The sequence below is a fragment of the Sphingomonas sp. IC081 genome, assembly GCF_006874585.1.
GTDB lineage: Bacteria > Pseudomonadota > Alphaproteobacteria > Sphingomonadales > Sphingomonadaceae > Novosphingobium.
In genome coordinates this window covers 697,414-720,751 of the sequence record NZ_CP029761.1, presented here as the reverse complement: position 1 = coordinate 720,751, position 23,338 = coordinate 697,414, and the positions used below count along the sequence as shown (strand labels likewise).

Genomic DNA, 23,338 nt, shown 5'->3' with positions numbered 1-23,338 from the left:
TCCCCGCCCGCAGCCGTGCCTTTTGTCCATGGAAATCATGGCACCGGCGGGAAATTGACCCGCTCACGCTCGATCACCAGAGGCTGGTTGCGGGTCCTATCGGACACCAGCTGGACTTGCACGCCGATCAAGCCAAGAAACAGGAACAGCAGCGCCGACTGCCCTTCCAGCACCGCTGCCAAGAGCCAGAGCTGAACCGAATGCCCGGTGAGCCCCGCCCATACCGCGCCGCCCAGCGAGCACAGGGTCAGCACGGCAATCGCGAAAGCCAGATAGAGCGGCGCGCGCAGCAGCCGTTTGGACGATGCGGCAAGCCCGTTCAGCGCAAAGTCGAGCAGCGCAAAGAGGTGATTGTTCGAACGCCCGCCGGCGCGCGCGGGACGCGCATAGCCGATCGTCTCCAGGTCATGGCCGGTCTCCACCAGCAGCGCGCGGAAGAACGGCTCCGGCTCGTTGAGCGCGGCGATCGCGGCCACGACGCGGCGGTCGTAGAGCCCGAACCCGGTCGCACCGGGCACGATCGGATGATCGGCAATGGCACGCTGCGTGCGATAAGCAAGAGCCCGCACCGCCGCGAGCAGGGGGTTGCCACGCTCCGCCTCGCGCACACCCAGCACGATCGCCGTTCCCGCCCTCCACCGCGCCACAAATTCCGGAAGCAAGGCGGGCGGATCCTGGAAGTCGGCACACATGCCGATGACCGCCCGCCCCCGCGCCGCAAAGATCCCGTATGTCGGCGAGCGCATCTGCCCGAAATTGCGGGTATTGATGATGAGCCTAACGCGCGGCTCGCGCCGGCAAAGGTCGCGCAGGATCGCCGCGGTGCGGTCCTGCGAACCATTGTCGATGAAGATGATCTCGAAATCGGCGACGAGCGGCTCCAGAACGGCGATCACCGCCTGGGCTATGGCCTCGGCATTGGCTTCCTCGTTGCGGCACGGGATCACGACCGAAATTTCGGGAATACGTTCAAGGCCACCCTCCGCGCAGCCTGACAAGGGCGCGTCATGCACCGTGCGCCTCCTGCTCGCCCGCCTTGTGCGAACGCGGTGCGAGCGGCGGACGCAAGCGGTAAAATTCAATGGCCAGCCAAACCAGCAGCGCCGCGCCCCCCGCCGCCGCCGCCGGCCACCAGACCTGCCGTGCGGTCTCGATATGCGGAGGCTCCAGCACCCGCACCGCCGCCGTCGAAGTCATGTCCTCGACCGCCGTGCCCTGGAGATAGCGCAAGTAGCCCTCGTACAAGGTCTTGGCCACGGCCAGCTCCCGCTCGCGCCGGTAGAGTTCGCTTGATTCCGCCACGACCTGGCCAACCGTGCCATCCCCCCCCTGGCCAGTTGCGCGCAGCCTTCCCAACTGTCCCTGCAGCGCCGCGATCTCTGCCCGCAGGCGCTTCACGGTCAGGTGATCGTCGGTGTAGGTCTGACGCGCAGTCTGCAGTTCAACCGTGCGCGCCTGGATCGTCGCCTCGATGTCGGCGATTTGCGAGGAAAGCAGCGCAGCCTTCACGTCGGGCATCGCCGCACGGGTGCCAAGGCGAAAGCGGTCGTAGGCGACTTGCGCCTTGTCCAGCCGATCGTTGGCCGCGCCGACCAGTTCGAGCAGGACCTGTCGCTTGTAGGCAGTCTGCCGACGGGCGATCTTGGCCAGATCGTCACGGATCGCCGTGACATAGGCCCCCACCACGTCCTGCGCGAGCCGGGGGTCCGCATCGTCGAGCGAGACCAGGATGATCCCCCCCCGCAGCGAACGCACCGTCACCCGCCGTTCCAGCCAGCGCTGCGCGGCAATGCGATCCCCAAGGTCGATCCGCTCGACCAGGCCCAGCCGGGCGATCACCCGGTCACGCACCGATACGCTGCGCCCCACCCTTAGGGCCACCTCGATGGCGGCCTGGTTGCCAAAGACGTTGTTGATCGCGCCGAGCTGTCCCAGCGTTCCGCCAAGCCCCAGCGAATCCGGATCGGTCGGCGTCAGTGAAGCCGTGGCCAGGTAACGCTGCGGAAAGAGCGCCAGCAAGACGGCCGCAAGGCACAGCGTCCCGAACAGCGCCGCACGCGCCCAGGCCGTGGCCAACACCCGCGAGGCGGCGAGCATGCCGATCAGCGAGGGCATCAGTTGGCCAACGCCGCGACGGCGGCACCGGTGATGCCGAGTTGGAACACTACGGTCGAAATGTCGCGCAGCTTCGACCAGAAGCTGGAATTGCTGGTCTTGACCGGAACGAAGATCACGTCACCGGGCAACGCCCTTTCGTCCATTCCACCGGCCTTGCGGGTCAAAACCTGTCCATTGGCGCGCACGACAAACGCGTGGGACAAGTCCGCCGCGCGCTGCGGCCCGCCGGCCTGCTGGATATAATCCTTCACCCGTACCGGCTCACCGCTGATCAGGAACGAGGACGGACGGTAGACAGCTCCGAACACGCCCACTGTCGTAGCGCGCGGCGGAATGTAGATGCGATCGTTGTTCTCCAGCTGGATCGCTCCCGGCAGCGCCGAGTCCAGCGGGCCGATGTCGAGAACGACGCGCCCGTCAGGCTGAGCCTCGCGCAGCTTGTCCAGCACCGCGCGGGCGCTGGCGAGTTCCGCCGTGCTGCGATCCGAACTGCCCATGCCATCGGCAGTGAGCGGCGCCGAGGCGATGGTCAGCTCCAGTTGATCGACCGCTTCCTCGAAACCCTGCCGCTGCTGCTGGCGCACCGATTGTCGCTCGAACCGGGCGCCGAACGGGAAGGCACGCGCGGTGAGACCGCCAGCCATCGCCAGCACCTGCTCCATCGGCGTTCCCGGCGCGACGAAGTAATTGCCGGGGTGCGTAACCTCCCCTTCGATCCGCACCACGACCGACTGGCGGTCCATCGGCTGGACCAGGCTGGCGCCAGACAGCACCTGCAGGATGTCCGCCGGTTCCACCGCCATGGTGGCCGCAGCCTGACGCGAGACCTCGCGCGGGCCGGGCGGCGTGCCGGGAACATTGCGATAGAGGATAAGCCTGCTGCCGTCTGCCAGCGTATTGGGCCCTCCCGCCACTGCAAGTGCCTGCTCCACCGTCTCGCCCGGCTTCATTTCATAGATCGCCTCGTGCTGGACGCTGCCGATCACCGCCACCTGCTCACCCGCCGGCGGGATGAACAGCACGTCCCCGTTGCGCAGCACGGCGTCGCCCACGCGGTTGCCGCCGCGCAGCAGGTCATAAAGGTCAAGCTCGCCGGCGACGCGGCCGTCACGGTACAGCACGATACGGCGGAAGCTGCCGCCGGCAGTCGGGCCGCCCGCCTGGAACACGGCACTGGCCATCGTCGACAGGCTGTTGACGGTGAACTGCCCGGGGTTGTTGGCAAACCCGGTCACGTAGACACGGATCCCCGCCATATCCTTGAGCTCGACCGCGACCCCGTAATCGCGATAACTCGTACCGATCGCGGCCGAAATCCGGTCCTTCACATCGGCAAAACGCACGCCTGCCAGATGGACCGGACCGACCTGCGCCAGCACGATGTTGCCCGAACTGTCCACCCGCCGCTCGACACTGCCCTCGATCGAGCCCTTGAGCGAGATCGCGATCACGTCGCCCACGTTGATCAGATAATCGGGCGGCACCGTGGCGGTGGCGGGAAGAGCGAATTCACGGGAAGATGGCAGGAGCAGGTCGGCGCCGTACCGCTCAAGCTTGCGGCCCACCAGGGTCTGCACGAAATCCTCGAACTCACCGGGCTTGGGCGGGGCCTTCATGCGGCGGGCAGCATCAAGGCCGAGTTCGGCACGCAGCAGTTCATCGCTCCCGTAAGCGCGCAATGAAGTGCTGCCAATCGAATCCGGGCGCCACTGGGGGCTTTGCTGGCCTTCGCCGGTGGCCTGCGGCGTCACCATATCGCTTCGGCGCAGGCGCATCGTATCGATCGCCCCGCTGCCCACGCCATAGGTCCCAAGATCGGAATCGAGCGGGCTTCCCGATGGTACGCTGGTTGCCGCCTGCGTAGTCTGGGCCCACGCTGCAACCGTCGGTTGCGCCGCAACCAGCACCGCCAGCGCCAGGCAGCCTGCTCGCCAGTCCCCATGCAGCGGACGCATGGAGCCGCTTGCGGCCAAGCCGCACCCTCGCCAGCCACCCTCGCTCATCGACCCATTCCCCTCCCTTGCCCGCTACCGTCCGTGCCCGGAGAACGCCACGTTCCCCCCGGGCGTGGCCGCGCTGCCATGGCGCGCCAGCCAGTCCGCCGTTTCGGCCACCTGTTCCGCGAGCGGCACGACCGCCACGCCGTAATGCTCCAGAAGATGCGTGTAGGCGGCCCCATCCCCGTGGTAGCGATCCACCGCGGGATCAGTGACCGGCGCGCGCAGGTACGTCACCCCTGGCCAGCCGGAGGCCACCGTACGCGCCACCGTTTCCAGCTCGCACGGCTCGCCGCCGCTTTCGAACACCGTCACCGCTGCCCCCCGCGTGTCGCCAAGCAAGGCGATGGCCAGCGACAGCAGCTCGCGAATAGCGACATAAGAACGGACCACCAGGCGCGGGCTGCGCACCACCACCGGCCGCCCCGCCAACGCATCGCCGATCAGCCCCGCAAGCGCGTAACGATCATGCTTGTTGATGTAGGGCCCGGAAAGACTGAAGATCCGCGCGATCGCCGCTCGGCGACGCTGGGGCGCATCCTGCTCCGGTTGCGGTCCGCGGCCAAAGGCCCAGTCCACGAAGCGCTCCTCTTCCTCCCGCTTCATCGCCCCGTAGAGACCGAGCGGGCTTTCCCCTTCCGCGTCGGCGGCAGCCAGACCGGCCGCACCGGAACTTGCCACGAACACCGCTTCGCAGCCGATCGCATCAAGGCTGCCCAGCACCATCCCGGTGATCTTGCGGCAGGCCGCGCGGTAATCCTGCGCCGACATCGCCTCGGCCCGCTCGCGCGTGAGGAAGGCATAGTGCAGCAACCAGGTGGGCTGCGAGGCAATCGTGGTCAGAGCGCGCAAGGGCAGTTGCGTCACCTTGCGCCCGCTGCGCAATGTCAGTGTGCGCCTGCCCGAGCCGAAGGCCAGTACGCGTCCCGCAAAGGCCCCGCCCAGCGCCGCTTCCAGCAGTTCCAGCGTAGCCAGTCCGAGCCATCCGCCCGCCCCTGTCACAACGATCCGCCGCCCGCTCGCCAGCAGCGTTTCGGCCGCGGCCATGTCGAGCCCCGGGAACACGCGGGGAGCCGGCACGAAGTCAGCCATAGCGCCGTGCGTCCTCCGGCTCGAGCAGTGCGATGATGGCCCGCGTCACATCGCCGAAAGTCGCAAAGCGCGGGCTCGGATGTGGATTCCACCCCTCCTGCGCATACCCCCAGGCGGCAAACAGGAACGGCATCGCCAGCGCATGGGCCACTTCGTGATCGACCTCGCTGTCGCCCACGAACAGGCACTGCGACGCACTTGCCCCCAGCCGGTCGAGCGCCAACCCCAGCAGGTCGGGCTCGGGCTTGGCACGCAGTCCCTCACGCCCGCCCACCACGCAATCGAACAGCGGCGCTATTCCGGTATCGCGCAGGACCGCATCGCACAGGTTCTGCGGCTTGTTGGTGCAGATCGCCAACGACAGCCCGGCCTGGACCAGTTGCTCCAGCCCTTGCCGAACCTGCGGATAGAGATCCGTTTCCGGCGTGCGGGAATCGGCATAGCGGCTGCGGAATTCGGCGAGATCGGCATCGGCGTCGAGGCAGGCATCCCCCATCAGCCCCCGCACCAGCGGCTTGCCGCCACGACTGATCAGGGTGCGCGCACGGCGCTCATCGAGGCGGCGTGGCACGCCGCGGTCGGCCAGCATCTGCTCGACGATGGTCATGCAGGCGCGGCAGGAATCGACAAGCGTTCCATCCAGGTCGAAGATCACATGGCGGATCATGCCGCGCCCTCCGCCAGCGGCGCATGCAGGCCCATGGCAAGAGCCAGTTCCTCGCGCGGGAGGAACGGCGAGAGGTCTTCGAGCGCAGGCGATTCCATCGTCCCGTCGGCGAGACGGCGCGACGACAATTTCGGCGCAAAGTCCTGTCGCTTGTCGAGCATGACCTCACACAATTGCGGCCCATCCTCCTCCAGCACCGCACGGATCGCTCCGGCAAGCGCGCCATGGCTGTCCACCCGCCGCGCGGAGATGCCGAACGCCTCTGCAACGCGGGGGAAGTCGGGGAAAGTCAGGCCGCTGTCCGGCCCGCAGCCCACCACCCGGTCCGGGAAGTGGTTCTGCTGCGACTGGCGGATCGAATGATACCCTTCGTTGTTGAGCACGAAGAGCTTGATCGGCAAGCGCAGCCCGCCAATCGTCTGCAATTCCTGCAGGTTCATCATGATAGAGCCGTCTCCGGCCAGACAGACCACCCGCCGCGCACCGGAGGCGACGCAGGCGCCGATCGCCGCCGGCAAGTCGTAGCCCATCGAGGCGCAGCCCGAATTGGTATACAGTCTCTGCCCCGTCTGCAGCCGCGCGGCCTGGAACACGGTGACACAGGCCGTGCCATCGGCAGTCACCACAATCTCGTCCCCGGCCAGTTCCTCGAACAGAGTTTGCGTGAAGACGTAAGGATTGATCGGGCTTTGCCGGTCCCGATACCCAGGCAAGACCACCGGGTAGCACGCGGCCCGTTCACGGCTCCACCTCAGGAACCGCGCCCGCTCGGCACTGCGGTCCATTTGACGGCCCGGCTCCGGCAGGCCGATGCGCGCTGCCGCCGCAAAAAAGTCGCGCAGATCGGCGTGGACCGGGCGGTGCAGGGAAAGCGTGGGCTTGGCCAGTTCGGCGCGGTCGATCTCGACCATGGCCACGCGCGCGTGGCGCGCCCAGGCCTTCCAGTTGTAGCTGATCTGGCGAATGTTGAGACGGCAGCCAAGCACCAGAACATAGTCTGCCGTCTGCACCGCAAAGTTGCCGCCCCGGTCTCCCACCGTACCCGGCCGGCCGACATAGAACGGATGGTCGTCGGGCACCGCATCATGCGCGTTCCAGCCGGTCACCACCGGCATCCCGCGTTGCTCCACGAACTCAAGGAATTCCCGGTGCACACCGGCGATGCGCACGCCGCTTCCGACCAGCACGACCGGCCGCTCGGCCCCGTGCAGTTCCTCCAGCACTGCCTCCACCTCGCGTTCCAGCGGTTCCCCACGCAAGGCACCGCATTCGGATGCGGTATTGGCCGCCTCTCCCCAGTCTTCCTGCTCGGCCGGATCGTATCCGACCAGCGCATCGGGATCGACGGGAGCGGCCTGAACGTCGATCGGCACATCGATCCAGACCGGCCCCGGCCGCCCCCGCCGAGCCAGATACAGCGCCTTTTCCACGACCTTGCGGGTCTGAAGGGGATCGTCGAGCCGCACCGCGAACTTGGTGATCGGCCGCACCATCGAAACGATGTCGACTTCCTGATCGCCCAGTTGCCGCAGCGCGACCGGATAGCGATCCGCACATGTCTCGCGCTTCACCTGCCCCGAGACGACCACCATCGCGATGGAATCGACATAAGCGCCATAGACCCCGTTAAGCGCGTTGACCCCGCCCGGGCCGGTCGTGACATTCAGTGCAGCTGGACGTCCCGAAAGCCGGCAATAGCTTTCCGCCGCGATCGCCGCGGCCTGCTCGTGATGGCAGAAATGCAAGGACAGCCCCGGCGCCCGCCCGAAAGCATCGTTGAGGTGCATCGCCCCCCCGCCGGTGAGCATGAACATGTCGGCGATACCATGCTCGACCAGCAGGCGGGCGATCAGATCGGCAACGCGGACCTGCCCCATGGTTCAGGCCACCGCGGAACGAGGAGCAACCAGCGGTCCGGTCTGCAGGCCAGCCACGGGCACGGCTTGGGGTTCGCCCGGGATAGCCGCCTGGCGCGCTTCCATCATGGCGATGCGCGAGAGGTCTTCGCCGGCGATCGTGCCGTAGAAGTCCCGCTTGTTGCGAAGCCAATCGAGCTCGAACGCGATCGCCAGTTCCATTCCGCGCGCCGCATCGCGTCCGTCGAGAACGGCCGCGTCAAAGATGACCTTTCGAGTCTCGAAGCGGTCCAGCCGAACCTCGCGGACCCGGCGCAGCGGCTCGATCGCCTCTGGGTTGACCCCGCCCCCGACCACCAGTTCCACCCCGCGCCGCCGTGCCTCCTCGGCGACCTCCACGACATAGCGGGTCATCTCGTCGCTGTTCACGAAGTCCCGCTTGAAGCCCATCGACCCGGCAAAATCGACCCGTCCGAACACCATGCCGACCCGGCCGACTTCCGCCTTGGCGCCGATCTCGTCGAGATGGCCGAAGGCGTAGCGGGTCTCGACATTGAACAGGAAGCGGGTGTCGGCCTGTTCGTCGCGCGCGAAGACCCTGTCCTTGGCAGCGATGTACTTGGACAGCGCATAAGGCGTCTCGACCATGGGAGCGATCACGTAGTCGACGCCGAACTGTCGCGCCTCGATCAGGTCGCGCACCGCTTCGCAGCCGCCGATCTTGAGGCCGACACCCAGGTCCGCCCGCCGTGCGATCTCCAGCAGCCGCAGCAATTCATCACTGCGGGTGCCTTCGGCCTCAAACTCCGCCTTGACCGCGACGACCCCATAGTCGCGCGCCGCCTTGAGGGTTTCGAACATCGCTCTTTCGGTCTGGTTCACTGTGCTCTCCTCTCGTCGTGGGCTTGGCGGCCCCGTCGCGATGGGCCGGCAACCTTCCCGCAGCCGCGCAGGAAAGCCGCCATGGTCTCGACGGTGTAATGGAGGTGCGCCGGTTCAAGCCCGGGATAGAGGCCGATCCAGAAGCAATTGGTGGTCACGAGATCGGCATTCGCCAGGCTGCCCGAGACCCGGTAATTCCGATCCTTCATGTAAGGCTGCCGCAGCAGATTGCCGCCGAACAGCAGCCGCGTACCGATCCGGTGCGCGTCGAGATGCTTGACCAGGTCATCGCGTGCCACGCCGCTTTCCGGACGAATGGTAATCGGATAGCCGAACCACGAAGGGTCGCTGCCCGGCGTTGCGCGCGGAAGGATGAAGACATCCTCGAAGGGCGTGAGCATTTCGGTCAGCAGCGCGAAATTGGCGCGCCGCGCGGCAATGAAATCGTCGAGCCGATCCAGTTGCGCCAGCCCGACGGCCGCCTGCATGTCGGTGATCTTCAGATTGTAGCCCGCGTGACTGTAGGTATACTTGTGGTCGTATCCCGCCGGCAGGCTGCCAAGCCGGCGCGCGAAGCGCTTGCCGCAGGTATTGTCCATGCCCGGCGCGCACCAGCAATCACGTCCCCAGTCGCGCATGGATTCGATCACCCGCTTCAACCGGGGCTTCTGCGTGAACACCGCGCCGCCCTCGCCCATGGTGATATGGTGCGCGGGATAGAAGCTGAGTGTACCGATATCGCCGAAGGTACCGACCCCGCGCCCCTGCTCCTTCAGGCCGTCTCCATGCCATGTCGCGCCCAGGGCATCGCAGCAGTCCTCCACGACAAAAAGCCCGTACTTGCGCGCCACCCGCATGACTTCATCGAGGTCGAAAGGGTTGCCCAGCGTATGCGCCAGCATGATGGCGCGGGTGCGGTCGCTGACCGCCGCCTCGATGCGTTCCGACAGGACGTTGTAGGTCGGCACGTCAACGTCCACGAAGACCGGCACCAGCCCATATTGCAATGCGGGGTTCACCGTGGTCGGAAACCCGGTGGCAACGGTGATGACTTCGTCACCGGGCCTCAGTGCCTCGTCCCTCAGATAATGCGAGGTCAGGCTGGACAGTGCCAGAAGGTTGGCCGAGGAGCCCGAATTGGTCGTGAGCACATGAGCCACCCCCAGTTGCCTGGCCAGACGTTCCTCGAAGGCGCTGTTGAACCGTCCGGTCGTCAACCAGAAGTCGAGCGCGGATTCGACAAGGAACTGCATCTCCTGCGCTCCGTAGACCTTGCCCGAAACGGGAACCGGGCTCTGTCCGGGAACGAACGGACGCGGCGCATGGAAGCGGCGGGCATAGTCGCCAGTGAGGGCAAGGATGCGCGCGCGCAGTTCCGCTTCATTGCCGCCGCCATCACCCCCGTCGTCATTGCCTTCATCGCCCCCCCCCTCAACACGCGCCTCGACACGCTCCGCATCCCGCGAAGTCACTTCGCAACGCGTCCCTTCTTCGGCAAAAAACATCCCGGATATCGCTGTGCCATCGCTACGCGCCAGGTCGTTCACGGGCTCCGTCAGCGGATCGGTCATGACAAGTATCCTTCCACGATCGCTTCGCCCCCGCCGTGCGCACTCTCGGGCACGCTGCCAGTTTCGGGGCCAGTTACGGGAACAGTCTCGAGGCTGGGCACAGGGGCAACCTTCCCCTCGGGCAATCCGGAATGGCGGCAAAAGCTCTCGATCTGCCCCAGCATGATCTCGCAGGCATCACCGCCGCCCCACACCAAACGGTGCCAGTCCACCACGAAATCCAGTGCCGCAGCGAGATCGAGCCGGGGATGCCAGCCTAGTTCGCTGCGCGCCCGCGCACAGTCGAGCTTGAGCACCCCCGCCTCGTGCGGCGTGGTGCCCGCCGCTACTATGGGCGTGTCCCAGCCCGGCGCCCCCCAGCGCTCGGTCAGGCGATCCGCCACCCAGGCAACCGGGCGAACATCGGTCTCTGCCGGACCGAAATTCCATCCCGTCGCCACCTGCGCGTCCCCTGCCAGCATCCTTTCGGCAAGGATCAGGTACCCGTGCAGCGCATCGAGCACGTGCTGCCACGGCCGGATCGCCGCCGGGTTGCGGATCATCGGCCGCCGTCCCGCCGCCAGAGCACGCAAGATGTCCGGCACCAACCGGTCCTGCGCCCAGTCGCCGCCGCCGATTACATTGCCGGCCCGCGCCGAGGCGACCAGCACCTGAAGACCTGCCGCACTTTCCCCGCCAAAAAAGCTGCGCCGCCACGCCGAGATCGCCAGTTCGGCGGCGCCCTTGCTGCTGGAATAGGGATCGTGTCCGCCCATCGCGTCGTTTTCACGATAGGGCCAGGGCCACTCATTGTTCTCGTAGCACTTGTCGCTCGTCACGCAGAGTACCGCACGCAGCGAAGGAAGATCACGGCACGCGTCGAGCAGATGAACGGTGCCCTGCACATTGGTGGCCCATGTCTCCACGGGAGTACGGTAGCTTTCGCGCACCAAGGGCTGCGCGGCGAGATGGAACACCACTTCCGGATCTGCCGTGCGCAAGGCCATGCCAAGCGCCTCGCGGTCGCGCAGGTCACCCTCGACATGATCGATCCGACTTTCCAGCCCCGCCTGCCGGAACAGCGCGTCCCCTTGCGCCGGCAGCGCAAAGCCGGAAACCTTCGCCCCCATCGCATCGAGCCAGAGCGCCAGCCAGGTGCCCTTGAAGCCGGTATGCCCGGTCACCAAAACCCGGCGGCCGTGCCACGCCGATGGCATCACCAGCGCTTCCATGGGGCACCTTTCTGCCAGTGATCCTCCAGCGTCTGACGGTCGCGCAGCGTATCCATCGGTTGCCAGAAGCCGCGGTGGACATAGGCGGCAAGATCACCATCCTGGGCGAGCGTTTCCAGCGGCTCCCGCTCCCACAAGGTGTCCTCGCCATCGATCAGGTCGATCACTTCGGGCTGCAACACGAAAAAGCCGCCATTGATCAGCCCGCCGTCCCCTTCGGGCTTTTCGCGAAAACCGGTGACGCGCGCACTGCCCAGCGCAGCATCGAATTCCAGCGCACCGAAGCGTCCCGGCGGCGCCACGGCGGTGATCGTGGCCCGGCGTCCATGAGTCCGGTGAAAATCGATCAGCGCGCCGATATCGACATCGGAGACACCATCACCATACGTGAAGCAGAACGGTTCCTCATCCTCCAGGTAGTGGCGCACGGCACGCAGCCTGCCGCCGGTCTGGGTATGGGCGCCGGTATCGACCAAGGTAATCCGCCAGGGCTCACACCAGTTGCGGTGCACGGCCACATGGTTGTTCGCGAGGTTTATCGTCACATCCGAGGCGTGAAGAAAGTAATTCGCGAAAAATTCCTTGATCACATAGCCCTTGTAACCAAGGCATATGATGAAATCATCGACACCGAAGCTCGAATAGATTTTCATGATGTGCCAGATGATCGGCATGCCGCCGATTTCGACCATCGGCTTGGGCCTGACGACGGTTTCCTCCCCCAGTCGCGTGCCCAGTCCGCCTGCAAGAATGACAGCTTTCAACGAACCGCCCCCGCCGAAGACGGGCTGAACACGCCAAGTAAATCCCTGAATGGAATTCCGCTTTTTCAGCCCTCAGGCACAAAAGCTATCGGCAAGCGTGGAAACGACTCAATCGACAGTTCATCCGAATTGAGGCTAACAGCCAACTTTCCAACCAAGCCCCGCCGCATAGATTGCTGCACGGCAGCATGGCGCTGCCGCCAGCGCGGAAATCCAGGCAACCTCCGTTACGGACATATTTGGCACCGCTGGACACCATTCGCCCCTTCCCCGAGGCGAATCAGGCTGCCGCCCCCACGATGAGCGCGCCCATCGGCCCGGCATCGTCGCCCAGTGCCGGCGGCACGCAGATCCGTTCCAGCGCCTCGGCCGTGCAATCGCGCAGATAACCGCCCAGCAGCGCCGGCATCAGCGCCCGGGCCGCAGGCAGGAGATGCGGCTGGCGATTGGCCACGCCGCCGCCGACAACGATGCGCTGCGCGGAAAGCGTCAGCACCAGCATGGTCAGAAGCTCCGCCAGGTCACTGGCCGCGGCCGCCCATGCCGGATCGTCAGGCCCAACCGCGCCGGGATGGCGACCGAACCGCGCCGCCAGCGCCGGACCGCTCAGCAGCCCTTCGATGCAGTCGCCATGGAACGGGCAGGCCCCGGCGAACCCATCGCCCGCTGCACGGCGCAGGCGCACATGGCCGACTTCGGGATGGAGCAGTCCGTGGACCGGCGCGCCATTGACCAGCACCCCGACGCCGACCCCGGTGCCCACGGTGATGTAGGCTGCCGTCGGACAGTCACGCGCCGCGCCGAAACGGTACTCCGCCAGCGCCGCGGCATTGACGTCGGTATCGAGACCGACCGGACAGCCGAGCGCACGCTGCAGCACGCCGGCAATATCCGTCCCCGCCCAGCCCGGCTTCGGAGTTTCCAGCATGAAACCGAAGTCGCGCGCCTCGCGGGTGACGCGGATCGGCCCGAAACTGGCGACGCCCAAGGAAAAAACCTGCCCCGCCTCGCACCATGGCCGGATCGTCTCGATCGCACGGCCCAGCGTCTCCTCCGGCGTAGTGGTCGGATATTCGATCCGCCGTTCGATCGCCCCGGGACAGCCAAGCACAACGACCGTCTTGGTGCCACCCAGTTCGATTCCGGCGACCGGACCCACGCGGCCCGGCTCTGCATTGATACCTGTCATGCCCGCGCTCCTGCCAGCGTCCGCGCCCGCTCACAAGCCACCCTACGAGCAGGCGCGTGAAACCGCGCCTCTTCCGCATCTCCACCTAGCACGCAAGGAGCGCGCTGCTGACGGTTTTCTGGCAGGGAAGCACGATGAAGCCCCGCCTTCCCCTTTTGCGCATTCTCGAAATGAACCTGGGCTTCTTCGGCGTGCAATTCAGTTTCGGGCTGCAACAGGCCAACATCGGGCCGATCTACGCCTATCTCGGCGCCAGCGAGGCGGCGATGCCGCTGCTATGGCTGGCGGGCCCGATAACCGGCCTGCTTGTCCAGCCGCTCGTCGGCGCGCTCAGCGACCGTACGGTCTCGCCGCTCGGCAAGCGAGCACCCTGGTTCCTGCTCGGCGCGGCGATCTGTTCGGCCTGCCTTTTCGCGATGCCCTACAGCTCTGCGTTATGGATGGCGGCGGGGCTGCTGTGGCTGCTCGATGCCGGCAACAACATCACCATGGAGCCCTACCGCGCCTATGTCGCCGACCGGCTCGACGCGGAACAGCAGGCGCTCGGCTTCCTCACCCAGAGCGCCTTTACCGGACTGGCCCAGACGCTGGCCTATCTCGCCCCGTCCCTGCTTTCCGCACTGCTCGACCGTGCACTGCTGGATGCCAATGGCGTTCCCACCGCCGTTCGTCTGGCGTTCGGGCTCGGCGCGTTGATCTCGCTGACGAGCGCCCTCTATTCCGTATGGCGCGTGCCCGAATTGCCGGCGCCGGTACCGCCGAACGACATGAAAGCCACCTGGCGCCCGCTGCTGGCCGAGATCGCCGACGCCCTGCGCGAGATGCCGCCCGCACTGCGGCAACTGGCGCTTGCGATGCTGTTTCAATGGTATGCGATGTTTGCCTACTGGCAATATGTGCCCTTCGCGCTGGCGCGCGCGCTTCACGGCACTTCGGATGCGCATTCCCCGGCTTTCCGCGCCGCCGTGATGACCGCCCAGCAACTCGGCGCCTTGTATAATCTGGTCGCCTTCGCCGCCGCGCTGGCCATGGTCCCCGCGGTAGGCCGCTACGGCGCGCGCGGCGTCCAGACCATCTGCCTGGCCGCTGCGGGATTGGGCATGCTGGCGCTGCCGGCGATCACCTCCCCGGCGTGGCTCATCGCCCCGATGCTGGGTATCGGCCTGGGCTGGGCAGGCATGATGGGCAACAACTACGTCCTGCTGGCCGCCGCGGTCCCGGCCCGGCGGACCGGGGTCTACATGGGTCTTTGCAATATTTTAATTGTCCTCCCGATGCTGTTGGAGACAGTGACCCTGCCCCTGCTCTACGAGCCGGTCCTGCGCGGGGATCCTCGCAAGGTGCTGGTTCTGGCGGGGCTGCTCCTGCTTGCCGGGGCGCTGGCGATGCGTTTCGTAGGCACGAAACCGGATCCAGCCGAACGACACCAGGCCTGAACAACCGCCGGAAGTTCTTCCGGGCGGCGTTTCAAGCTGTTAAGATCGAACTATACGGAAAATTGGGGGATATGGCAGGACACAACGATCGCGACCGTCGGAACGACGCACCTCGCGCGGAAACCGGCGCTCGGGGCGAAGTGCGCACTCTGGCCGACATCGCGCGGCTGGCCGGCGTATCCGCGGGCACGGTGTCGCGTGCGCTGGCCGGCAAGTCGCTGGTCAATGTCGAAACCCGCGAACGAATTCGCGCGCTGGCACGCCAGCACGGCTTCCGCCCCAATCAGATGGCCAGCAAGCTGCGCTCGCGCCGCACCGGCGTGATCGGCGTGGTGATCCCGCTCGGCCATGAAAAGCGCCAGCACATCTCCGATCCGTTCTTCCTCACCCTGCTCGGCCATCTGGCCGACGAACTGACCGAAAGCGGCTACGACCTCATGCTGAGCCGCGCGATCCCCGACGGGACAAGCGACTGGCTGGAACGCATGACCGGTTCTGGCATGGTCGACGGGGTCATCATCATCGGCCAGTCGAACCAGTTCGATGTGATCGAACAGGTCGCCGCCACCTATCGCCCGCTGGTGGTCTGGGGGCACTGCCGCAAGGGCCAGACCCACTGCGTGGTCGGCACCGACAACGAGGCGGGCGGGCGCCTTGCCGCCAGCCACCTGATCGAGGCTGGCGCACGGCGATTGATCTTCCTGGGCGACACCTCCGGGATCGAAATCGCCACCCGCTTTCGCGGCGCCGCCGCCGCCGCCCAGAAGGCCGGCGTGCCGTTATCGCATGTCTCGGCTGGGCTGGCGGGCGAGGAGATGGGGCCCCAGATCCGCGCCGCGCTTGCAGAAATGGACCTTGGCATCGACGGGATCGTCGCCGCTACCGACCTTATCGCCATGTCGGCGCTGCGCACGCTGCATGAAACCGGGCGCAGCGTACCGGACGATGTCCAGATCATCGGCTTCGACGATCTCCCGCTCGCCGCGCAGACGATGCCGCCGCTCACCACCATCCGGCAGGAAATCGCGCTCGGCGCCCGGCGCATGGTCGAACGGCTCAAGGCCCGGATCGAAGGCGAAGATGCCCACAGCCTCGTCATGGAACCCCGACTGGTGCGCAGGGCCAGCACGCGCGGGTAAGAGCCGCTTACGCACCCGTCGAATGTGTCATTTTCGTTCGCCTTTTCAGTGTGCTTGCAGGAATTCGCCACTTGCCTCTTTCGAACCTCCAACCTTGCCGCTAAGCATTTCGGATGAGGGCGGGCGCCCCCGCTGCGGCTTGGCGGCCGTGCCGGGCAAGGCAACCGGGAAATGACGACATAGAGGGAAGGACGAGCGTGACTCGGGACCTTGGCGGCGAGGCGCAATGCTGATCGGCATCGATCTCGGGACGACCAACAGTGCAGTGGCAATCTGGCGCGACGGCGAAGCGCAGCTGGTGCCCAATGCCCTGGGCGATCTCCTGACCCCTTCCGCCGTCAGCATCGCGCGGGACGGCCAGGTGTGGATCGGCCGCGCCGCGCTCGACCGGCTGGCGACCTCGCCCGAAGATACCGCCACCAGCTTCAAGCGCCGAATGGGCACTGCCGCCAGCACCCGCCTCGGCGGCAAGGACTATGGCGCTGAGGATCTCTCGGCACTGGTGCTCGAAGCGCTGGTCAAGGATGTCGAGGCGCTGACCGGCGAGAAGCCGACCGAGGCGGTCATCACCGTCCCTGCCTATTTCAATGACCGCCAGCGCAAGGCCACCCGCCGCGCCGGTGAACTGGCGGGACTGACCGTGCGCCGCCTGATCAACGAGCCGACCGCCGCCGCACTCGCCTTCGGCCTGCAGGACAAGGGTGACCGCGAACCGTTCCTGGTGTTCGACCTGGGCGGCGGAACGTTCGACGTCTCGGTGGTCGAGATGTTCGACGGCATCATCGAAGTGCGCGCCTCGGCAGGCGACAATCGCCTCGGCGGCGACGATTTCGACGAAGCGCTGATCGCCCATGTCCTGCCGCGACTCGATCCCGACGAACGCCTCGCCACCCTCCCCGCCGACCACCGCGACACCCTGCTCAAGCGCGCTGCCGAGAGCTGCCGGCGCGCACTCACCACGGCTGCCGAGGCGGAATTCACAGTGGTGGTTGGCGACAGCCGGCTTACCGCCAGCGTAACCGAGGCCGCGTTCGAGACGGCCTGCGAGCCGCTGCTGCGGCGGCTGCGCGAACCGGTGGTGCGGGCCCTGCGCGACTGCGCGATCGACGCTGCCGAACTGTCCGAGATCGTGCTGGTCGGCGGTGCCACCCGCATGCCGGTGGTGCGCCGCGCGATCACCCGCCTCTTCGGACGCTTCCCCAATTCCTCGGTCCATCCCGACCATGCGGTGGCGCTCGGGGCGACGATCCAGGCCGGACTTGCCGCGCGCGATGCCGCGCTCGACGAGATCCGCATCACCGACGTCTGCCCCTTCACGCTGGGCATCGAAGTGGCCGAACAGGACGGCCACGGCGGTCTCCAGCGCGGCCTGTTCTCACCGATCATCGAACGCAACACACCGGTGCCGGTCTCGCGCGTGAACACCTATTCGACGCTGGCGGACAACCAGAAGAAGCTGGAATTCGGCATCTACCAAGGCGAGGCGCGAGAAGTGCGCAACAACGTCAAGCTGGGTGACATGAGCATCCCGGTGCCGCCGCGTCCGGCCGGCGCGATCTCGGTGGAAGTGCGCTTCTCCTACGACAGTTCCGGCCTGCTGGAGATCGACGTCCACGTTCCAGAGAACGGCGCATCGCGCAATCTCGTGATCGTTGACGAGGAAGACCGGCCTGACCGCAAGGAAATCGAGAAACGCCGCGCCGCGCTGGCCGCGCTCAAGCACCATCCACGCGAAGAAGCCGCCAACGTCGCCCTGATCGCCCGCGCCGAACGCTGCTACGAGGACCACATCGGCGATGTCCGGCAGGCAATCGGCCACTGGATCACCCAGTTCCTCGGCGCGCTCGACAGCCAGGACCCGCGCCGCATCGCCGATGCCGGGGCGATGCTGGCCAGCCGTCTCGACGAAGTCGAAAGCGTCACCCCGTTATGAGCGGCCGCCATCCCTGGTCCCTGCTCGGCATCGGACCGACGGCCGATACGTCCGCGATCCGCAAGGCCTATGCCGACAAGCTGAAGGCAATGGACGTCGATGCCGACGTTTCCGGCTTCGCGCAGCTGCGCCAGGCCCGCGACCTCGCCTTGCGGCTGGCGCGCACGCTGGAGGAGATTGAACCGGATGGGGACGCACGACCCGCCGGCAACGACGACAACAACGGGATTGAGGAAGCCGCAGCCGATGCGCCCGAAGCGACCGCCGCTCCGGCACGCTGGACGTTTGCGGCGCCGGAGCTGCCCGGCGCCTGGCAGGAAGATCCGTTCTTCCCCGCCGCATCGCTCGCCACCCGCCCGGCCGGGCCCGATGCCTCGACGATGCTCGAACGCATGGCCTGGGCCGCTGCCGCCGCGCGCGAGGCCGGACACGGCGGCGTCAGCGGCGCCGGCATCCCGCTCACCACCATCGACCCCTTCACCGCACCGCTGCTGTCGGGAAGCCTCGTCGGCGACGATGCACTGGGCCTGCGCCCCGGCGAAACGCCGGCCGAACGCCTCTCCATCCTGCTCGATCCAGAGCGCGAGGATGCCGGCGAACCGCTGAGCGAATCGGAGGCCCGCCAGGCCACCCGCGCCTTGCGTGCGATCCTCGACGAAGCGACCCACGCGCATATCACCCGCCAGCAGCAGATCGAAGACTGGCTGGCCGAGATCCTCGCCCGGGGCTGGCCGCGTTCGGCGCCGCTGCTCGAGGATGCCAACCAGGCCTTCGGCTGGGAACGCGAATGGAGCGCCCACGATGCCCGCCCCGCCGTGCAGTTCCTCGGCGCAAGGCTGCGCGGCTACCGCTTCCAGCAGAACGTGCTGCAGCCCGGCCACAAGTTCCACAAGGCCTGGAACGAACTGGTCCGCCCCGGCAAGGCAGGCCCGCTGCGTATGCTCGGCAGCCCCGCGCAGGGCGACGTCGACGCCCTGCTGCGCGGCGTGCGCAAGCATTTCCCCGAACTGGAATCGCACTTCGCACCGGAACGCGTGGCCTCGTGGGAAGGCGGAAATCCGATGCTCACCGGCCTGCTGGTACTGTTGGGCATCATCGCCTTTGCCATCATCGTCGCCATTGCCGACAGCAAGTCGCCCTCACCTTCCGCCTCGCCCGCGCAGCAGAGCACCCCGCTCGAGGCTGAAAACGAGCCTCAGGACGGGCCCGCCCGCAACGTGATGCAGTCCTCTGTCCAGGAAGCCTTCGGGCCGGGTCATGACCCGGCCTGGCTGTGGAAGACCCAGCCCGAACTGGCGCAGACCTTCACCGCCAACGTGATGAGCGGGCTGCGGGCCGACGAGGATCCCGCGACCATCGTCGACAAGACCGTCGCGATCGTGCGCCTGCGCGGCTACCTGAACGGCCGCGAACTGGACGGGCCGTTGTTCGAGCAGACCATGCACTTGCGGCTGGCCCAGTTGCGTGCGGCCCAGAAGCATGGCGAAAGCACTTGCCAGCAACTGGGCGATTCCGGCTGGTTCGACGGCGCCCTGCCGCTTTCCGCCAGCGAGCGCGAGGCCGAGCGTGTCTTTTCCGCGCGCATGGCCGAGGAAAACAAGCTCATCCAGCCGGCGAAGTCCCGACAGCGCACTGCGATGGTACCGGGTGAGCTGATCCGCAGGGTCATCAAGGCAACCGGCCTCACCCAGACCAAGGTGGCCGCCGCGATGCAGGGCCGGGGCACCAATGCCAATCGCTGCGCGGTGTCCATCGCCCTGCTCGATGCGACGCTGGACTGGAAGGAGATGAACTGGAAGGGCGGCGACCGCCGGGAGATCCTCCAGACGCTTTAGGCCATCTGTAACCGGATGGCCGAGCCACGCGAATTCCGGTGACGCAGAAGCCGGGAGTCGCTGCGATGCCGTTTCGTCCTGCCCAGTTCGTTTCCGTTATCGCCCTGCCGCTTGCCGCGCTTGCGCTGACATTCGCAGCGCCGCGTAGCGAGCCCGCGGCCGCGGCCCCGCTACCGGCGCCTCCTGCCGAGGCACTGCGGCCCGCGGGACGACAGGTCGCGGTTCTGGCGGGCGGCTGCTTCTGGGGCATGGAAGGCGTGTTCGAGCATGTCCGCGGGGTAATTTCGGTAACCTCCGGTTATGCCGGAGGCCCGCGCGACAAGGCGAACTATGCGGCTGTCTCCAGCGAGACCAGCGGTCATGCCGAGGCGGTGCGCATCGTCTACGACCCCGCAAGGATCAGCTACGGCCAGTTGCTGCAGATCTTCTTTGCCGCCGCGCACGACCCGACTGAGGTCAACGGCCAGTACCCCGACCGCGGCCCCAGCTACCGCTCGGCGATCTTCCCGCAAAACCCGGCGCAGCGCCAGCTGGCCGCCGCCTATATCGTGCAGCTCGGCAAGGCCCGTGCCTTCCCCCGCCCCATCGCCACCAGGATCGAGGACGGGACATTTTACCCCGCCGAAGCCTGGCATCAGGATTTCATGCGCAGGAACCCCGACAACAGCTATATCCAGCGCTGGGACAAGCCGCGCCTCACCCAACTGAAGGCCCAGTTCCCCGCGCTTTACACGGGTTAGATCGCCAGCCCCGCCGCATGCGCGCTCGCCCAGGCCCACTGGAAATTGTAGCCGCCGAGCCAGCCGGTCACGTCAACCGCCTCGCCGATGGCAAAGAGACCGGGAACCTTGCGGGCTTCCATCGTCTTCGAGGACAGTCCGGCGGTGTCGATGCCGCCGGCGGTGACTTCCGCCTTGGCAAACCCTTCCGAGCCATCGGGCAGGAACGGCCAGCGCGCCAGCCGGGCTTCGGCGGCGGCCAATGCCTTGTCGGTCATCGCCCCCAGCTCTCCGGCCAGGCCCAGCTTTTCGCAAAGCACATCGGCCAGCCGCTCCGGCAGGCCTTCGGACAAGACCTTGCGCAAAGTGGCGCGCGGACGTTCGCGCTTCAAACCCATCAGCCAGCCCTCGCCGCGATCCGGAAGGAACTGCGTGGTGACGGTGTCGCCGCGCTTCCAGTAGCTCGAGATCTGGAGGATCGAGGGGCCCGAAAGCCCCCGGTGGGTGAACAGCGCGGCCTCCCGGAACGCCGCCTTGCCGACGCGTGCGATCACTTCGGTGGAAACGCCCGAGAGATCGCGGAACAGCGCTTCCTCGCCCGGCAGGGTCAGCGGCACCAGCGCCGGGCGCGGCTGGACGACCTTGAGGCCGAACTTGCGGGCCAGATCGTAGGCGAACCCGGACGCCCCCATCTTCGGGATCGACGGCCCGCCAGTGGCGATCACCAGCGCCTTTGCCATCGCGCTCCGCTGGCCGAAATCGACGCGGTAGAGCGCACCATCATGGCCAATCTCGCCCAGCGCCTCGCCGCAGACCAGTTCGACTTGACCCTTGGCACATTCCTCCAGCAACATCGCGACGATCTGGCGCGCCGAGCCGTCGCAGAACAACTGGCCCAGCGTCTTCTCGTGCCAGGCGATGCCGTAGGCTTCCACCATTGCGATGAAATCGGCTGGTCGGTAGCGGCTCAACGCCGACTTGGCGAAATGGGCGTTGCTGGAAAGATAGCGGTCGGGCGCGGTATCGACATTGGTGAAGTTGCAGCGCCCGCCGCCGGAAATCAGGATCTTCTTGCCCGGCTGCTCGGCATGGTCGAGCAGCAGCACGCGCTTGCCGCGCTGCCCCGCCGTCGCCGCGCAGAACAGACCCGCCGCACCGGCACCCAGCACGACGGCGTCGTAAGGCTCATGGCCATGAAGCGACGTCATTGTGCGGCGGGAACCAGTTCCAGCGCCAGCGCCTCGGCCACGCGAATGCCGTCGACAGCGGCGGAGAGAATGCCGCCCGCATAGCCCGCGCCCTCGCCTGCCGGATAGAGTCCGCGAGTGTTGAGGCTTTGGCAATCCTTGCCGCGGGTGATGCGCACGGGCGAGGAGGTGCGCGTCTCCACGCCGGTCATCACCACGTCAGGGTGGTCGTAGCCGGGCACTTGGCGGCCGAATACCGGCAGCGCCTCGCGGATCGCCTCGACCACGAAGTCGGGCAGGCATTCCTTCAGGTCGGTCAGGTGCACACCGGGCTGATAGCTGGGGGTAACGACGCCGAATTCGCTCGAAGGCCGGTCGGCGAGGAAATCGCCCAGCTTCTGGCCCGGCGCCTTGTAGTTGGAGCCGCCCGCCTTGAAGGCCAGTTCCTCGAACTTGCGCTGGAACGCGATGCCCGCCAGCGGATCGCCGGGGTAATCCTCTTCGGGATTGATGTCGACGACAAGGCCCGAATTGGCATTGAACTCAGCGCGCGAATACTGGCTCATGCCATTGGTGACGACGCGGCCTTCCTCGCTCGCGGCGGCCACCACGCGCCCGCCCGGGCACATGCAGAAGCTGTAGACCGTGCGCCCGTTGGAGGCCTTGTGGGCGATCGAATAGGCCGCCGCGCCAAGGATCTTGTTGCCCGCATTGGGGCCGTAGCGCGCGGTGTCGATCCAGCTTTGCGGATGCTCGATACGCACACCGATGGCAAAGGGCTTGGCCTCGATATAGACACCGCGGTTGTGGAGTACTTCGAAGGTATCGCGTGCCGAATGGCCGACCGCCATGATGACGTGGCTGGCGGGCAGGAACTCCCCGTTCGAGAGGTGAATGCCCTTGAGGCGGCGGGTGCCGTCGGCGTCCTCTTCCACTTCGAAGTCATCGACGCGGGTGCCGAAGCGATATTCGCCGCCCAGCTGCTCGATCGTCTCGCGCATCGAGATCACCATGGTGACGAGGCGGAACGTGCCGATATGCGGGTGCGCTTCGGTGAGAATATCGTCGGGCGCACCGGCCTTTACGAATTCGGTCAGGACCTTGCGGCCGAAATGGCGCGGGTCCTTGATCCGGCTGTAGAGCTTGCCGTCCGAGAACGTGCCGGCACCGCCCTCGCCGAACTGCACGTTGCTCTCGGGATCGAGCACCGAGCGGCGCCACAGGCCCCAGGTGTCCTTGGTGCGCTCGCGCACGGCCTTGCCGCGCTCGATGATGATCGGGCGGAACCCCATCTGCGCGAGGATCAACGCGGCCAGCAGTCCGCAGGGACCGGCGCCGATCACCACCGGACGTGGCCCTTCGTAGGTCACGGGCGCATGGGTGACGAACTTGTAGCTGGTGTCGGGCGTGGGCCGCACGTGCTGGTCGCCGGGATGAGCGGCGAGCACGGCAGCCTCATCCTTCACCGCCAGATCGAGCGTGTAGACCAGCTTGATCGCGGACTTGCGCCGCGCGTCGTTGCCCCGGCGCACGACGGTGAGCCGCTCAAGATCCTCAGGCGCAATACCGAGGCGCGCGCAGACGGCGGCCTCCAGGTCGGCCGGTTCATGGTCCAGCGGCAAGGCAAGATCGGAAAGACGTAACATCCGCGCGCCCTTATACCCGTTCGGCGCGCGGCGCCACGGATTTGCGCCTTCGCGGCGGCCGCCCCTCAAACACCCGCCAGGCATTGGGAGAGCCGC

18 protein-coding genes are annotated in these 23,338 nt (G+C 66.8%); 5 read left to right on the top strand and 13 right to left on the bottom strand.

Annotated elements, in window-relative coordinates; translation table 11 throughout:
* Nucleotides 1-35: 35 nt before the first annotated feature.
* The 11 genes from DM450_RS03555 to DM450_RS03505 all read right to left on the bottom strand — a co-directional run bounded on the left by DM450_RS03555 (nucleotide 36) and on the right by DM450_RS03505 (nucleotide 13,347).
* Nucleotides 36-1,013, bottom strand: coding sequence for a glycosyltransferase family 2 protein (locus DM450_RS03555; protein WP_142632628.1), 978 nt, complete (start codon nucleotides 1,011-1,013; stop codon nucleotides 36-38).
* The gene (locus DM450_RS03550; RefSeq protein WP_142632627.1) at nucleotides 1,006-2,115 is read right to left on the bottom strand and encodes a hypothetical protein; all 1,110 of its coding nucleotides are present in this window, start codon (nucleotides 2,113-2,115) and stop codon (nucleotides 1,006-1,008) included. Before DM450_RS03550 ends, DM450_RS03555 begins: the two co-directional genes overlap by 8 nt.
* Nucleotides 2,115-4,073 carry an SLBB domain-containing protein gene (locus DM450_RS03545; protein ID WP_185928697.1) on the bottom strand — a complete coding sequence of 653 codons (1,959 nt, stop codon included), beginning with the start codon at nucleotides 4,071-4,073 and terminating at the stop codon, nucleotides 2,115-2,117. Before DM450_RS03545 ends, DM450_RS03550 begins: the two co-directional genes overlap by 1 nt.
* A gap of 72 nt (nucleotides 4,074-4,145) precedes the next feature.
* The gene (locus DM450_RS03540; RefSeq protein ID WP_142632625.1) at nucleotides 4,146-5,207 is read right to left on the bottom strand and encodes an NAD-dependent epimerase/dehydratase family protein; all 1,062 of its coding nucleotides are present in this window, start codon (nucleotides 5,205-5,207) and stop codon (nucleotides 4,146-4,148) included.
* Nucleotides 5,200-5,874: an HAD family hydrolase gene (locus DM450_RS03535; protein WP_142632624.1), complete on the bottom strand. Its 675-nt coding sequence runs from the start codon at nucleotides 5,872-5,874 to the stop codon at nucleotides 5,200-5,202. The genes DM450_RS03540 and DM450_RS03535 overlap by 8 nt, the downstream gene beginning before the upstream one ends.
* Nucleotides 5,871-7,751: a thiamine pyrophosphate-binding protein gene (locus DM450_RS03530; protein WP_142632623.1), complete on the bottom strand. Its 1,881-nt coding sequence runs from the start codon at nucleotides 7,749-7,751 to the stop codon at nucleotides 5,871-5,873. The genes DM450_RS03535 and DM450_RS03530 overlap by 4 nt, the downstream gene beginning before the upstream one ends.
* A 3-nt stretch (nucleotides 7,752-7,754) precedes the next feature.
* On the bottom strand, nucleotides 7,755-8,612 hold the full coding sequence (locus DM450_RS03525; protein ID WP_185928696.1) for an aldolase/citrate lyase family protein: 858 nt from the start codon (nucleotides 8,610-8,612) through the stop codon (nucleotides 7,755-7,757).
* A complete protein-coding gene (gene rfbH, locus DM450_RS03520) occupies nucleotides 8,609-10,183 on the bottom strand; it encodes a lipopolysaccharide biosynthesis protein RfbH (RefSeq protein ID WP_260610143.1) in 1,575 nt (524 codons plus the stop codon). The genes DM450_RS03525 and rfbH overlap by 4 nt, the downstream gene beginning before the upstream one ends.
* Nucleotides 10,180-11,394 (bottom strand): CDP-glucose 4,6-dehydratase, encoded by a 1,215-nt coding sequence (gene rfbG / locus DM450_RS03515; RefSeq protein ID WP_142632622.1) that lies wholly within the window; start codon nucleotides 11,392-11,394, stop codon nucleotides 10,180-10,182. The genes rfbH and rfbG overlap by 4 nt, the downstream gene beginning before the upstream one ends.
* The gene (gene rfbF, locus DM450_RS03510) at nucleotides 11,379-12,158 is read right to left on the bottom strand and encodes a glucose-1-phosphate cytidylyltransferase (RefSeq protein WP_142632621.1); all 780 of its coding nucleotides are present in this window, start codon (nucleotides 12,156-12,158) and stop codon (nucleotides 11,379-11,381) included. Before rfbF ends, rfbG begins: the two co-directional genes overlap by 16 nt.
* Before the next feature lie 280 nt (nucleotides 12,159-12,438).
* A complete protein-coding gene (locus DM450_RS03505) occupies nucleotides 12,439-13,347 on the bottom strand; it encodes an ROK family protein (RefSeq protein WP_242526217.1) in 909 nt (302 codons plus the stop codon).
* Nucleotides 13,348-13,481: 134 nt separating this feature from the next.
* Between DM450_RS03505 and DM450_RS03500 the strand changes: the two genes are divergently transcribed.
* From DM450_RS03500 to msrA, 5 genes are all read left to right on the top strand, one after another.
* Nucleotides 13,482-14,783 (top strand): MFS transporter, encoded by a 1,302-nt coding sequence (locus DM450_RS03500; RefSeq protein ID WP_142632620.1) that lies wholly within the window; start codon nucleotides 13,482-13,484, stop codon nucleotides 14,781-14,783.
* A 71-nt stretch (nucleotides 14,784-14,854) separates the two neighbouring features.
* Nucleotides 14,855-15,922 carry a LacI family DNA-binding transcriptional regulator gene (locus tag DM450_RS03495; protein ID WP_142632619.1) on the top strand — a complete coding sequence of 356 codons (1,068 nt, stop codon included), beginning with the start codon at nucleotides 14,855-14,857 and terminating at the stop codon, nucleotides 15,920-15,922.
* Nucleotides 15,923-16,148: 226 nt separating this feature from the next.
* Nucleotides 16,149-17,855 carry an Hsp70 family protein gene (locus DM450_RS03490; RefSeq protein WP_142632618.1) on the top strand — a complete coding sequence of 569 codons (1,707 nt, stop codon included), beginning with the start codon at nucleotides 16,149-16,151 and terminating at the stop codon, nucleotides 17,853-17,855.
* On the top strand, nucleotides 17,852-19,690 hold the full coding sequence (locus DM450_RS03485; protein WP_142632617.1) for a hypothetical protein: 1,839 nt from the start codon (nucleotides 17,852-17,854) through the stop codon (nucleotides 19,688-19,690). The genes DM450_RS03490 and DM450_RS03485 overlap by 4 nt, the downstream gene beginning before the upstream one ends.
* Before the next feature lie 65 nt (nucleotides 19,691-19,755).
* Nucleotides 19,756-20,430 (top strand): peptide-methionine (S)-S-oxide reductase MsrA, encoded by a 675-nt coding sequence (msrA, locus tag DM450_RS03480; protein WP_142632616.1) that lies wholly within the window; start codon nucleotides 19,756-19,758, stop codon nucleotides 20,428-20,430.
* Here the strand turns inward: msrA and DM450_RS03475 are convergent.
* Both DM450_RS03475 and DM450_RS03470 read right to left on the bottom strand, forming a co-directional pair.
* Nucleotides 20,427-21,617: an NAD(P)/FAD-dependent oxidoreductase gene (locus DM450_RS03475; RefSeq protein WP_142632615.1), complete on the bottom strand. Its 1,191-nt coding sequence runs from the start codon at nucleotides 21,615-21,617 to the stop codon at nucleotides 20,427-20,429. The two genes, msrA and DM450_RS03475, sit on opposite strands and share 4 nt — an antisense overlap.
* Nucleotides 21,614-23,242, bottom strand: coding sequence for an NAD(P)/FAD-dependent oxidoreductase (locus DM450_RS03470; RefSeq protein WP_142632614.1), 1,629 nt, complete (start codon nucleotides 23,240-23,242; stop codon nucleotides 21,614-21,616). Before DM450_RS03470 ends, DM450_RS03475 begins: the two co-directional genes overlap by 4 nt.
* Nucleotides 23,243-23,338: the final 96 nt, after the last annotated feature.